This is a genomic window from Cellulomonas sp. NPDC055163, assembly GCF_053607065.1.
Genome location: NZ_JBSGSU010000002.1, coordinates 456,599 through 469,086 on the forward strand (window position 1 = coordinate 456,599; position 12,488 = coordinate 469,086).

A 12,488-nucleotide genomic window follows, 5' to 3' on the forward strand; every position below is an offset into this window, starting at 1 on the left:
ACGGCAGGGGCGCCGCTGCGCTCGGCCGGGCCCGGTGCACGGCGCCCGGGAGCACCCGGACACGGTCGCGGGCGCGCTGCCGTGCGCTCCGCCCGCCCCGCACCGCGTTCCGTCGCCCTTGCCGCGCGCCCGGCGCGCGGAGCACGCTGGACGGACCACGCGCCGCACCCCTGGAGGCTGCCATGCGCTCGACCCTGCTCCGGCTCGCTGCCGTTCCCGTCCTCGCCGCCGTGGTGGCGCTGGGCCCCGGGGCCGCGGACGGGGGCCCGGGGCGGGGCGACGGGCGCGTCGTCCTGCAGGCGCGGATCGTCGGGAGCGTCTCGACCGACCCCGAGCTGTTCGGTGCGATCCCGGGCAGCAACCCGTGGTCCGAGAGCCGCAGCAGGGTGACCGTCACGAGCGACGGGTGGGTCGACCTCCGGGTACGCGACCTCATCAACCTGCAGTACGGCAACAACCCGATCTTCATCCTGCACGCGAGCGTGGCCTGCAACGGTGTGGTCGTCGCGCGCACCGGGACGGTCTCGTTCGACGAGGACGGCAACGCCCGCCTGCGCGAGCGTGTGACGCTGCCCGACCGCTGCCTCGCCCCGGCCGTCCTCATCCACCCGCTCGACCGGACGACGTCCTACATCGCGGCGAGCGGCGCGGCGTAGCGGTCCGGCCCGGACGGCTCAGGACGCGAGCCCGCGCACGAGGTCGACGACCGTGAGCGCGATCCACGGCGCGAGGGAGCCCGCGAACGCGAGCGCGGCGCGGCGCTGGTCGCGCGTGGTGCGCGAGCGCCGGGTCACGATGACCCACGCGGCGAGGCTCGCGCCGCACACGCTCAGCAGCATGGCGATGCTGAGCACCGTCCCCGCGGGGCCGTCGGCGACCGTGCCGTCCCGCGGCTCGAGCGCGAAGCCGGTGAGTGCGGCGGCGGTGAGCGCGAGGCACACCGCCGCGACCCCGGAGGCGACCGCGAGCGTGCGCGACGGGACCGGCGCCACGGACGGCTGCTCACGCGGGTCCCGCTCGTCGAGCGACCGGGGCCGCACCCAGTCCGTCGGCGGGCGCGACCCGGTCGGTTCGCCGGTCCCTGCGGGTGCGGGCTGCGCAGGGTGTCCGGGCTGACCTGCGCCGTCGTCGGGCTCCTGACCGGCGCCGGCGTCCCGGCGGCCCGGGCCGTCGTCCGCGCCACCCGGCCGGCTCGCGCCACCGCCGGCGTCCGGCCGGCCCGGACCGCCGACCGGGCGGCCGCCCGCTCCCCCCGTCCCGCTGCCGACGACCGCGTCGTCGGGCACGGACCCGCCGGCCGCACGCGCGGCCCTGCTCTCGCGCCACTGCGCGACCGCGACCCACGCGCTCACCGCGGCGGCGGCAGCGCTGACCACGGCGGTGAGCAGCGTGATGACCTCGACCATGCCGTCAGTATGGTCGCCGGCCCTGACGCCCGTGCCGCCCCGCAACAACCCTCACCCCGCGTCGGCGTCTTCCGCGTCCGTCGCCTGCTCCTCGGCGGTCGTCGCGACCGGCCACCCCGCGTCGTCCCACGCGAGCTCCCGGATCGCGAGCCGGGGCTCCCCGCCGAGGGTCGCGTCGTAGTAGTGGAACGCGAGGCGCCCGGCCGAGACCGACTGCCCGCCGGGGCCCACCCGGTCCCCGCGCGTCGCGAGCAGCGGGGTCCCGCCGTCCTCGAGCAGGGGGACGCCGTCGCGGTCGACGTAGGGCCCGGTGACCTCGCGGGACCGGCCGACCGCCATGTTGTACGTCGAGTCGGTGCCCTGGCAGCACGCGTCGCGGGACACGAACAGGTAGAACCACCCGTCGCGCGCCACGAGGTACGGCGCCTCGATAGCGTTGGGCTGCCCCCGGCGCGACGCGATCGTCACGGCGTCGGCGGCCGGGTCGGCGGGCTTGCCGCTCGGCCAGGACAGCTCGACGAGCTGGATCCCGCCCCAGAAGGACCCGAACGCCATCCACGGCGTGCCGTCGGCGTCCTCGACGACACCGGCGTCGATCGCGTTGTAGTTCGTCTCGCCGGGTGTCGAGCGCCAGACCTCGCCCTGGTCGACCCACGCGTAGGCCGGGTCGGACCGGTCGAGCGTGGTGTTCGTGACCAGCCCGACGAGCGAGCGGTTCGAGCCGAACGTCGACGCCGAGTAGTACAGGTACCAGGTGCCGTCGTGCTCGACGAGCTCGGGCGCCCAGAAGTTCGTCACCCCCGGGATCTGCTCGTAGACCCACTCCGGGCGGGTCGACGCCTTCCACACCGTGCCCGCCTCGGTCCACTCGCGGCCGTCGGGCGATGTGCGGACCTGGATCGAGCCGAGCCCGACGCGCTGGTCGCCCGTCGAGAACACGTACCAGGGCTCGCCGTCCTCGCCGACGACGAGCGCGGGGTCGTGGGTGCGCAGGTCGCCCGAGAGCTCGAGCTCGGTCGCCGCCGGGCCGGTCGGGGTCGGCACGGGCGCGGACCCGTCGTCGGGGGTGCACGCGGCCAGGAATGCGGCGAGCGCGCACACCACCGCGGCGGCCCCGGCCCGTCGCGCCGCGCTCGGAGCGGGCCCGCGACCGGGCACGCGTCTGCGCCCGTGCAGCGGCATCAGATCCCCAGCCGGACGGTGTTCCACGACACCGGGGGGACCTCGACGGTCAGCGTGCCGGAGTCGAGCTTGACGCTCGGGTTGGTGCGCGGCAGGACGCTCGTGGCGTCGTCGGCCGTGGCCTGCCACGTGTGGTCGGGGTTGGAGAGCGACGTCGCGTCGACGACCCGGCTCAGCCCGGGCAGCGAGCGCACGTCGACCGTGAGCTCGACGGTGTCGGTCGTGGACCGGTTGACCGCGAACAGCGCGAGCGCCCCGGTCTCGGCGTCCCACGTCGCCACGGCGTCGGCCACGGGCACGTCGCCGAACTTGGCCGTCTCGTACGTCGGCGCCTCGATCGCGACCCGGAGCACCTCGCCGGACGCGAACGCCGACGCCTGGGCGAACGGGTGGAAGATCGTCTGGCGCCAGGACCGCCCGCCGGGCTCGGTCATGATCGGCGCGATCGCGTTGACCAGCTGCGCGAGGCTCGCGGCGTGCACGCGGTCGGTGTGCCGCAGCAGCGAGATGAGCAGGTTGCCGACCACGACGGCGTCGGCGACGTTGTACCGGTCCTCGAGCAGGACGGGCGCGACGGGCCAGTCGTCGCCGGTGGGCGGCCGCGACTCGGCGCGGTCCTGGTACCAGACGTTCCACTCGTCGAACGAGATGTGGACGCGCTTGGCGACCTTCTTGTGCGCGCGCACCGAGTCGGCGGTCGCGGCCACGGACTCCACGAAGTGGTCCATGTCGACCGCGCTCGCGAGGAACGACCCGAGGTCGCCGTCCTCCTCCCAGTAGTACGCGTGCGCGGAGATGTAGTCGACCTGCTCGTACGCCTCCTGCAGCACGATGCGCTCCCACTCCCCGAACGTCGGCATGACGACGCCCGACGAGCCGCACGCGACGAGCTCGATGCCGGGGTCGATCATCCGCATGCCCGCGGCGGTGCGCGCCGCGAGCCGCCCGTACTCGTAGGCGGACATCTGCCCGAGCTGCCACGGCCCGTCCATCTCGTTGCCGAGGCACCACATCCTCACGCGGTACGGGTCCGGCGCGCCGTTCGCCCGGCGCAGGTCCGACAGGCGCGTGCCGCCGGGGACGTTGCAGTACTCGAGCAGGTCCATGGCCTCCTGGATCCCGCGCGTGCCGAGATTGACCGCCATCATCGCCTCGGTGCCGGACTTCGCGGTCCACCGCATGAACTCGTCGACGCCCACGAGGTTCGGGTCCGACGAGTGCCAGGCGACGTCGAGGCGTGTCGGGCGCTGGTCGCGCGGGCCGATGCCGTCCTCCCAGCGGTACCCGGACACGAAGTTGCCGCCGGGGTAGCGCACGGTCGAGATGCCGAGCTCGCGCGTGAGCTCGATGACGTCGCCGCGGAACCCGTCCTCGTCGGCGGTCGGGTGCTCGGGGTCGTGGATGCCGGTGTACACGCACCGGCCCAGGTGCTCGACGAACGACCCGAAGGTCCGGCGCCGGACGGGGCCGACCCGGAAGGCCGGGTCGACGGTCAGTGAGACGGGCAGCATGCGTGCTCCTTGTCGGGTGGGGCGGGCGGGGCGCGGTCGCGCCGCGCGCCCGGTCAGGTCGCCCGGGTCTCAGGCCGGGTCGAGTGCGAGCCAGCGCACACCGTGCGGCGGCAGGTCGAGGTCCAGGTCGCCGCCGTCGACGCACGTCGTGGGCGGGGTCGTGCCGCCGACTGCGTCCCACAGGTCGCGCACCGTCCACGGCACGGGGGCGGGCGGGTGCCCGACGACCGACGTCAGCGGCAGGGAGTGCCGCCGCGGCGCGGTCCCGGTCCAGAACACCGCCACGTAGCGCGTGCGGGTCGTCGGGGCGTGCGCCGACCACACGACGAGCTCGCCGTCGCCGAGGTCCTCGCGCAGGAGCTCGCGGCCGTCCTGCCCCGTGCGCAGCACGTGCCCGACGGCGGGGTTCGCGAGCAGCGCGATCGTCGCAGGGTCGCTCGTGGGAAGGTCGCCGCCCATCATGAGCGGCGAGCGCGCCATGACCCAGAGGGTCAGGAGCGTGCGCTGCTCGTCGGGGGTCAGCCGGCTCTGGCGGTCCTCGCCCCGCTCGGCGCGGATGCCGATGCGCCCGAGCGGGAGCATGTCGGCGTCGGCCCACGCGCCGGGGCGCTGGTGCGGGGCCCACCGGGCGAGGCGTGCGAGCTGCGCGTGCACGTCCTCCCAGCGGTCCCACAGGTCGTCGGAGACCCGCCACGTCTGCGCGCGCCCGCGCAGGTGGTCGAGGTGCGCGGTCGACAGGTGCGTGCCGGGCGAGAGCGACAGGACGACGTCCCGGCCGCTGCGCTCGATCGCTGTGGCCCACGCCTCGATCGCGCGGGAGTGGTACGGCGCGAGCACGTCATCGAGCTTGACGAGGTCGACGCCCCACCCGGCGAGCTGCGCGACCTGCCCGTCGAGGTACGCCTGCGCCGCGGGGTGGTCGTGGTCGAGCCCGTAGTTGTCGGGGTTCCACGCGCAGGTGGACGTCGTGTCGGCGGCGTCGCGCGCGGTCCAGGTGGTGCCGAGCACGGGCAGGTCACGCTCGACGGCGAGGCGCGGGATGCCGCGCATGACGTGCGCGCCGAACCGCAGGTCGAGCGCGTGCACGGCGTCGGCGAGCGGCCGGAACCCCCGACCGCCGGCGGCGGACGGGAAGCGGTTCTCGGCGGGGAGCTGGCGGCCGTGCCCGTCGAGCGCGAGCGGCGCTCCGGCGTTGTAGCCGTGGGAGCGGGCGGTCGGGTCGTACCAGGCGATGTCGACGACCACGGTGTCCCAGCCGGTGGGCAGCAGGTGCTCGGCGAGGAAGCGCGCGTTGGCGAGCACCTCGGCCTCGGTGACGGTGGTCCCGTAGCAGTCCCAGCAGTTCCAGCCCATGGGCGGGGTGGGCGCCAGCAGCGCCATGACGACCAGCTCCTTCGCGGGATCGTTCTCTACATCGTTGTAGACGCATCATGCCCACCGGGCACGTCGCGGTCAAGCGCCCGGCTCGCGGACCGCGAGGGCGCGCCGCCCGGGCAGCCGGCCGCTCAGGAGCTGCGCGGACTGCGGCGCGGGACCGTCCTGGATGACCGCGAGGAGCAGACGCCGGACCGCCGGGCGGAATCGACCTGGACCGCCGGCCGGAGCGGGCGCCGGACTGACGGACGGAGCCCGCGCCGGACCGGACCGCGTCCGCCCGGACGTACCGTTACCCGATCGTGGCTTGACCGCCCGGTCGGGAACGTGTCATGTTGTGCAACGTTGTAGAACGACGTTGTACACAACGTCGACGAGCAGTGAGGTCAACGACGACCCTGGCCGGCCCCGCGTCGGTCGCGAAGTGGTGACCTCGCACATCCTGGGGATATGGGAGGCAGGCACAGATGAAGAAGACGAGGCTCCTGTCCTTGTCCGTGTGCGCGGCTCTGGCCGGCACGCTCGCCCTCACCGCGTGCAGCAGCGGCGGCGGCGCGGCGGACGACGGCGAGAAGAAGCTCACGTTCATGTTCCGCGGGGGCCCCGACGAGAAGGCCGCCTACGAGACCGCCATCAAGAAGTTCACGGCGGACACGGGCGTCGAGGTCGAGATGATCGTGACCGACGCGGACCAGTACGCCACGAAGCTCCAGGCCGCGGTCGCCGGCAACAAGGTCCCCGACGTCTTCTACATCGAGCAGGCCAACCTGCAGTCCTACGTCTCCTCCGGCGTCCTCATGGACATCACCGACGAGGTCGAGGCCAGCGGCGTCGACCTCGACAACATGTGGGAGTACGGGGTCGACTCCTACCGCTTCGACGGCGAGCTCCAGGGCACGCCCGACGGTGCGCTCTACGGGCTCCCCAAGGACGTCGGCCCGTTCGCGTTCGGCTACAACAGGACGATGCTCGACGCCGCCGGCATCCCGCTGCCCGACCCCGACGTGCCCTACACGCTCGACCAGTTCGTCGACGTCACGAAGCAGCTGACCAAGGACACCGACGGCGACGGCGCGCTCGACCAGTGGGGCACGGGCCTCAACGTCCAGTGGAACCTGCAGTCGCTCGTGTGGAGCAACGGCGGCGACTGGACCGACGCGGAGCGCACCGAGGTCACCGTCGACACCCCCGAGTTCGCCGAGGCGCTCCAGTGGTTCGCCGACCTGACGAACGTGCACAAGGTCACGCCGTCGGCCTCCGAGGCCGCGACGCTCGACACGTACCAGCGGTGGATGGCCGGCGAGATCGGGTTCTTCCCGGTCGGACCGTGGGACGTCAGCGTCTACAACGACCTCGACTTCGACTACGACCTCATCCCGTGGCCCGCTGGCGAGACGGGCGAGTCCGCGACGTGGATCGGCTCGCTCGGCATCGGCGTGTCGAACACGACGAAGCTGCCCGAGGACGCCGTCAAGCTCGTGACCTACCTGTCGGCCGACGCCGCGGCGCAGCAGACCCTCGTGGACGCCGGGATCCAGGTCCCGAACCTGGTCGACATGGCCGAGGAGTGGGCCGCCGCGCCCGACGCGGAGCCCGCCAACCGCAAGGAGTTCCTGGACATCGTGCAGGACTACGGGCGCGCGATGCCCGCGGCCTACACCTACGGCGCCCAGTGGTACGACGAGCTGTGGACCAACATCCAGCCCGTGATCGACGGCGAGCAGACCGCCGCCGACTACCTCGCCGAGACGCAGCCGAAGATGCAGTCGCTGCTCGACGAGTCGAACGCGACGGCCGAGCAGGCCGCCGCCGGCCGCTGACGTCCCAGCACGCCACGTCCCCGCACCCCACGTCCCCGCCGCCCGCCGACCCGTGACCGCGGGCGGCGGGGACCGGAGGAAAGGACCCCGGATGACCCAGACCACGAGCATCTCCGCCCCGGCCGAGGGGACCGGCCCCGCGGGCCCCGGCCGTGAGCCGACACCCGAGCAGCGGGCCACGCAGGCCAACCGGCGCCTGCACAGGAGCGAGCACCGCTGGGCGCTGGCGTTCGTCGCCCCGCCCGTCGTCGGGTTCCTGCTCTTCACCGTGTACCCGGTCGTGTTCGCCGCCTACGCGTCGCTCACGAGCTGGAACGGGCTCGGACCGATGACCTTCGTCGGCCTCGACAACTACACGCGGCTGCTGAGCGACGAGTACTTCCGCACCTCGCTGTGGAACACGGTGTTCTACATGATCGGGATCCCGATCGGGCTCGTGCTCGCGATGCTGCTCGCGCTCGCCCTCAACCGGAAGATCGCCGGGCGCACCGCGCTGCGCACCATCTACTACGTCCCCGTGATCTCCTCGCTCGCCGCGATCGCGATCGTGTGGCAGTTCGCCTACAACGGCGACTTCGGTCTCGTGAACCAGGTGCTCTCGTGGTTCGGCATCCAGGGGCCCGACTGGCTCGCGAACACCGCGACCGTCAAGCCCGCGCTCATCATCATGGCGATCTGGAAGGGCCTCGGGTACTCGATGCTGCTGTACCTGGCGGCCATCCAGTCGGTCCCCTCGTCGCTGCTCGAGGCCGCGGCGCTCGACGGCGCGAACGCGTTCCAGCGGTTCCGCTCGATCACGCTCCCGATGGTCCGGCCCGTGACGTTCTTCCTCATCGTCACGAACGTCATCGCCGGGTCGCAGATCTTCACCGAGATCAACATCATGACGCCGACCGGCGGGCCCGAGTTCAGCTCCGCGTCGATCGTCTACTACATCGTGCGGCAGGCGTTCCGGTACCAGCAGATGGGCTACGCCACGGCGATGTCGATCGTGCTCGGGGTCCTCGTCTTCGTCGTCACCGTCGTCCAGTTCCGCCTGAACCGGCGCAACAGCTTCAGCATCGAGTGAGGGCCTGACATGAGCCGCAGAAACTCCATGGGCGTCGCCGCCCAGAACCGCCTCGTCAACGGGCTCGTCCTCGCGGTGCTCGTCCTCGGCGCCGTCGTGATGATCGCGCCCCTGCTGTGGATGTTCACGACCGCGATCAAGACGAAGGTCGAGGTGTTCGCGCTGCCGCCCGTGCTGTGGCCCGAGGTGCCGCAGTGGGACACGTTCACGCGCATGTGGTCCGAGGCCCCGATCCTGTCGGGGTTCCGGAACAGCATCGTCGTGGCCGGCACCGTCACGGTCGTCGGGTCGATCACGTCCTCGCTCGCGGCGTTCGCGCTCGCGAAGCTCCGGCTGCCGTTCAAGAACGCGATCTTCCTCGGGCTGCTCTCCGGCCTGATGATCCCGTTCCCGACGATCATGATCCCGCAGTTCGTGATGTTCGCGAAGATCGGCTGGGTCGACACCCTGCTGCCGCTGATCGTCCCGCTCCTGTTCGGGAACATCATCATGATCTTCTTCCTGCGGCAGTACCTCGAGTCCGTCCCGGACTCCGTCGTCGAGGCCGCGAAGATCGACGGCGCGAGCTACCTGCAGATCTTCCGCGTGATGATCCTGCCGATGATCCGGCCCGCGATCGCCGCCCAGTTCATCCTCTGGTTCATGGCGATCTGGAACGACTACCTCGCGCCGATCCTGTACCTGAACACCGAGTCGAAGCAGACCCTGCAGGTCGTCATCGCGAACCTCAACGTCGAGTTCGCGACGCAGCGCGACTACCCGCTCATCATGGGCGCGTCGTTCGTGGCCCTGCTGCCGATCCTCGTCGTGTTCCTGGTCTTCCAGCGGCAGATCATCGAGTCCGTCGCACTCACCGGCACGAAGGGCTGAGCATGACGACCCTCGACCCGGCCGACCCGAGCGGCTGGGGACCCCGGCACGCCCACGACCCGACCGCGGTCCGCGACGACGACGGCGTGTACTACCTGTTCTCGACCGACGCGTTCTCCGGCGGACCGCCCCGCGCCGGGGTCCAGGTGCGCCGCTCGACCGACCTCGCGACGTGGGAGTTCGCCGGCTACGCGCTCGAGGGCGTCCCGGCCGACGGCGCGGCGTGGTCGGGTGCGAGCGGGCTGTGGGCGCCCGACGTGGTGCGGGTGCCGGTCGCGGCGCGCGACGACGGGCGCGACGACGGGCGCGACGGGCGTGCGCCGACGACGACCGAGTGGCGCATGTACTGGTCGGCGTCGACGTTCGGCTCGCGGACCTCCGCGATCGGGCTCGCGGTGGCGTCGCACCCGCTCGGGCCGTGGGAGGACCGCGGGCTCGTCGTGACGAGCCGGCACGAGACGCCGGGGCCCAACGCGATCGACGCGAACGCCGTCGTCGACGACGACGGGAACCACTGGCTCGTGTACGGGTCGTTCTTCGGTGGCATCCACGTCCTCGCGCTGGACGCCCGCACCGGCCTGGCCGCCCGCCCCGGTGACGTGGGCACGTGCGTCGCGCGCCGGCCCGCGAGCGTCGAGGGTGCCGTCGAGGGGGCGTTCGTGGTCCCGCGGCCCGGCGGCGGCCACGCGCTGCTCGTGTCCTACGACTCGCTGTTCTCGACCTACCACGTGCGCGCGGCGGTCGGGGAGCACGTCACAGGCCCGTTCCACGACGTCGCGGGCCACGAGCTGACCGACACCGCGACCGACCCGGCGCTCGTCGGCACCACGGTCCTCGCGAGCCACCGGTTCGGCGGCGGGCGCACCTGGCTCGCCCCCGGGCACGGCGCGGTGCTGACCGACGGCCGCGACCAGCTCTACGTGCACCACGTCCGCGACGGCGACGACCCGACGCAGCACGAGGTGCAGGTGCGCCGGCTCGTCTGGACGCACGGGCGCTGGCCGGTGGTCTCGCCGCAGCCGTGGGCCGGCGTCCGCGAGGAGCGCGCACCCGGTGGTGGCCCCGTGGCACCCGACGGGCTCGGCGTGCTCGTCGGCCGCTGGGACGTCGTCACGTTCGACGGCGCGACCACCGGCGTGACCGCCTCGCGCGAGCTCACGGTCACGGCCGCGGACCTCGTGCACGTGCGCGACCACGGCGAGGGGCGGTTCACGTGGGTCCGCGGCGCGCAGTCGTTCGACGGCGTCGCGTTCGCGTCGTGGGACGCTGTGCGGGAGCGCACCGCGTGGTCGGTCACCGGGCTCGACAGCCGCGGCACGGCGAGCTTCGGCACCCGGCTGCCGGACGCGCCGGGGAGGGACGGGCGATGACCGAGGCAGCCGGCTGGGCCGGGCGCGTCATGGTGTTCCTGCGCGTCGCCGCGCACGTCGTGGCCGTGAACCTGCTCGTCGTGGTCGGCGCGCTGGCGGGGCTCGTCCTCGCGGGGCTGTTCCCCGCCCTCGCGTCCGGCGGGCAGCTGCTGGCCCGGGCCGTCGCGGGCGACCCCTCCGAGCACCTCGGGCGCGACTTCTGGTCGGCGTACCGCTCGGGCTTCCGCCGGCACGCGCTGCTCGGCGTCCCGTTCTGGGTCGTGGGAGCGCTGCTGGCCGTCGACCTCGCGGTGGTCCGGAGCGCCGAGGGGCCGGCCGCGGGCGCGATGCTCGCGGGGCTGACGCTCGTCGGCACGTGGTCGGCGGTCGCGCTCGCGCACCTGTTCCCGGTCACTCGCCGGTCCGCCGACGGGCCGCTCGCGACCTGGCGGTACGTCGCCCTCTCGCCGCTGCTCTCGCCGCTCACGGGCCTCGCGGTCCTCGTGACGCTCGCCGCGCTCGCCGTCGTGGCGACGCAGCTCACCGTCCTCGTGCCGCTCGCCGGGCTCAGCCTGCCGCTGCTGCTGTCCGGCTGGCTCGTCGACCACCGGCTCGACGCGCTCGACGCACTCGACGCCGACCCGGCCACGCCTGGGACCCGCTCGCTCGGCTGAGCCCGGCGCTCCCGGCCCGGGACCGACCGGCCCGAGACCCGTCCGAGACCGGCCAGCGACCGGCACGGGACCGGCCGGCGCCCGGCCCGGCCCGGGACGGGGACGGCACCGCCACGGCCCACGGACCACGGCCCGCGGGCGGTAGGGTCGCGGTCGGTCGACAGGAGGACCCCATGCGCGCCGGCATCCCCAGCCCCGATCTGACCTGGTCGTCGTTCTCGGTCGGACCCCTCACCATCCACACGTACGCGCTGTGCCTGCTCGCGGGCATCGCCGCCGCAGCGTGGCTCACGTCGCGGCGGCTCACGGCGCGCGGCGGCCACCCGGACGCGGTCCTCGACATCGCGATCTGGGCCGTCCCGTTCGGGATCCTCGGGGCCCGCATCTACCACGTGCTCACGCACTGGGGCGACTACTTCGGCGCCGGTCAGGACCCCGTGCGGGTGCTGTTCGTGTGGGAGGGCGGCATCGCGATCCTCGGGTCGCTCATCGGCGGGGCCGTCGGTGCGTGGATCGGCTGCCGCCGGGCCGGCATCCGGTTCTGGTCGTTCGCGGACGCGCTCGCCCCGGCGATGCTGCTCGCGCAGGCGATCGGGCGCCTCGGCAACTGGTTCAACCACGAGCTCTTCGGGCGTGCGACGACGCTGCCCTGGGGGCTGGAGATTCCGTCGTCGAACGGCGCCTACCCCGACGGCCTGCCCGACGGGACGCTGTTCCACCCCCTCTTCCTCTACGAGCTCCTCTGGAACCTGCTCGGCATCGCGGTCGTGCTCGTGCTCGAGAGGCGCTTCCGGCTGCGCTGGGGCCGGGCGTTCGGCCTCTACCTCGTCTGGTACGGCGCCGCGCGGGTCTGGCTCGAGACGCTCCGGATCGACCCCACGAGCATCACGCCGCTCGGCCTGCCCGCCAACGTCTGGGGCGCGCTCGTCGCCGTCGCACTCGGCGTGGCGATCATCGTCGTGCAGGGCCGGCGCCACCCCGAGCCCGAGACGTCGGTGCACGTGCCGGGCCGCGAGCCCGCCGCACCGCAGGACACCGCCGCACCGCAGGCCGTGCCCGCACTGCCGGACAGCGCCGCACCGCGGGGCACCTCCGACGGGCAGGGCACCTCCGACGGGCAGGGACCGGCCGACGGCGCACCCCCCGGGGTGGACGGCGCCCCGGCAGGGCCCGGCGACGCGCGCACCGGGGCCGACGAGGCCCGCTGACCGTGGGCGCGGTCGCGTGCGGTGC

General features: G+C 73.5%; 11 protein-coding genes. 7 read left to right on the forward strand and 4 right to left on the reverse strand.

The features are described from left to right. Positions 1 to 182: 182 nt before the first annotated feature. Positions 183 to 656 (forward strand): hypothetical protein, encoded by a 474-nt coding sequence (locus ACWFNE_RS05825; RefSeq protein ID WP_452121484.1) that lies wholly within the window; start codon positions 183 to 185, stop codon positions 654 to 656. A gap of 18 nt (positions 657 to 674) precedes the next feature. On the opposite strand, the gene ACWFNE_RS05830 is transcribed toward ACWFNE_RS05825, so the two are convergent. From ACWFNE_RS05830 to ACWFNE_RS05845, 4 genes are all read right to left on the reverse strand, one after another. After that, positions 675 to 1,406 (reverse strand): hypothetical protein, encoded by a 732-nt coding sequence (locus ACWFNE_RS05830; protein ID WP_452121485.1) that lies wholly within the window; start codon positions 1,404 to 1,406, stop codon positions 675 to 677. Between the two features lie 51 nt (positions 1,407 to 1,457). Then, positions 1,458 to 2,450 carry an arabinan endo-1,5-alpha-L-arabinosidase gene (locus tag ACWFNE_RS05835; protein ID WP_452121486.1) on the reverse strand — a complete coding sequence of 331 codons (993 nt, stop codon included), beginning with the start codon at positions 2,448 to 2,450 and terminating at the stop codon, positions 1,458 to 1,460. Positions 2,451 to 2,587: 137 nt separating this feature from the next. Continuing rightward, positions 2,588 to 4,099 carry an arabinosylfuranosidase ArfA gene (gene arfA / locus ACWFNE_RS05840; protein ID WP_452121487.1) on the reverse strand — a complete coding sequence of 504 codons (1,512 nt, stop codon included), beginning with the start codon at positions 4,097 to 4,099 and terminating at the stop codon, positions 2,588 to 2,590. A 69-nt stretch (positions 4,100 to 4,168) separates the two neighbouring features. Then, positions 4,169 to 5,479: an alpha-galactosidase gene (locus ACWFNE_RS05845; RefSeq protein ID WP_452121488.1), complete on the reverse strand. Its 1,311-nt coding sequence runs from the start codon at positions 5,477 to 5,479 to the stop codon at positions 4,169 to 4,171. A gap of 461 nt (positions 5,480 to 5,940) precedes the next feature. Between ACWFNE_RS05845 and ACWFNE_RS05850 the strand changes: the two genes are divergently transcribed. The 6 genes from ACWFNE_RS05850 to lgt all read left to right on the forward strand — a co-directional run bounded on the left by ACWFNE_RS05850 (position 5,941) and on the right by lgt (position 12,463). Next, positions 5,941 to 7,293 (forward strand): ABC transporter substrate-binding protein, encoded by a 1,353-nt coding sequence (locus ACWFNE_RS05850; RefSeq protein WP_452121489.1) that lies wholly within the window; start codon positions 5,941 to 5,943, stop codon positions 7,291 to 7,293. Between the two features lie 91 nt (positions 7,294 to 7,384). Further along, positions 7,385 to 8,362, forward strand: a complete 978-nt coding sequence (locus ACWFNE_RS05855) for a carbohydrate ABC transporter permease (RefSeq protein WP_452121490.1) — start codon at positions 7,385 to 7,387, stop codon at positions 8,360 to 8,362. Between the two features lie 9 nt (positions 8,363 to 8,371). Then, positions 8,372 to 9,232: a carbohydrate ABC transporter permease gene (locus ACWFNE_RS05860; RefSeq protein ID WP_452121491.1), complete on the forward strand. Its 861-nt coding sequence runs from the start codon at positions 8,372 to 8,374 to the stop codon at positions 9,230 to 9,232. Positions 9,233 to 9,234: 2 nt separating this feature from the next. Beyond that, positions 9,235 to 10,602, forward strand: a complete 1,368-nt coding sequence (locus ACWFNE_RS05865) for an arabinan endo-1,5-alpha-L-arabinosidase (protein WP_452121492.1) — start codon at positions 9,235 to 9,237, stop codon at positions 10,600 to 10,602. Then, positions 10,599 to 11,255 carry a YesL family protein gene (locus tag ACWFNE_RS05870; RefSeq protein WP_452121493.1) on the forward strand — a complete coding sequence of 219 codons (657 nt, stop codon included), beginning with the start codon at positions 10,599 to 10,601 and terminating at the stop codon, positions 11,253 to 11,255. Before ACWFNE_RS05865 ends, ACWFNE_RS05870 begins: the two co-directional genes overlap by 4 nt. Positions 11,256 to 11,428: 173 nt before the next feature. Continuing rightward, the gene (gene lgt / locus ACWFNE_RS05875; RefSeq protein ID WP_452121494.1) at positions 11,429 to 12,463 is read left to right on the forward strand and encodes a prolipoprotein diacylglyceryl transferase; all 1,035 of its coding nucleotides are present in this window, start codon (positions 11,429 to 11,431) and stop codon (positions 12,461 to 12,463) included. Positions 12,464 to 12,488 lie beyond the last annotated feature (25 nt).

Excerpts from the sequence above, each read along its gene's own strand:
- ACWFNE_RS05865 (WP_452121492.1), top strand. The coding sequence starts at position 9,235 with ATGACGACCCTCGACCCGGCCGACCCGAGCGGCTGGGGACCCCGGCAC.
- ACWFNE_RS05860 (WP_452121491.1), top strand. The coding sequence starts at position 8,372 with ATGAGCCGCAGAAACTCCATGGGCGTCGCCGCCCAGAACCGCCTCGTC.
- lgt (WP_452121494.1), top strand. The coding sequence starts at position 11,429 with ATGCGCGCCGGCATCCCCAGCCCCGATCTGACCTGGTCGTCGTTCTCG.
- ACWFNE_RS05830 (WP_452121485.1), bottom strand. The coding sequence starts at position 1,406 with ATGGTCGAGGTCATCACGCTGCTCACCGCCGTGGTCAGCGCTGCCGCC.
- ACWFNE_RS05855 (WP_452121490.1), top strand. The coding sequence starts at position 7,385 with ATGACCCAGACCACGAGCATCTCCGCCCCGGCCGAGGGGACCGGCCCC.
- ACWFNE_RS05850 (WP_452121489.1), top strand. The coding sequence starts at position 5,941 with ATGAAGAAGACGAGGCTCCTGTCCTTGTCCGTGTGCGCGGCTCTGGCC.
- ACWFNE_RS05825 (WP_452121484.1), top strand. The coding sequence starts at position 183 with ATGCGCTCGACCCTGCTCCGGCTCGCTGCCGTTCCCGTCCTCGCCGCC.
- ACWFNE_RS05845 (WP_452121488.1), bottom strand. The coding sequence starts at position 5,479 with ATGGCGCTGCTGGCGCCCACCCCGCCCATGGGCTGGAACTGCTGGGAC.
- ACWFNE_RS05870 (WP_452121493.1), top strand. The coding sequence starts at position 10,599 with ATGACCGAGGCAGCCGGCTGGGCCGGGCGCGTCATGGTGTTCCTGCGC.
- arfA (WP_452121487.1), bottom strand. The coding sequence starts at position 4,099 with ATGCTGCCCGTCTCACTGACCGTCGACCCGGCCTTCCGGGTCGGCCCC.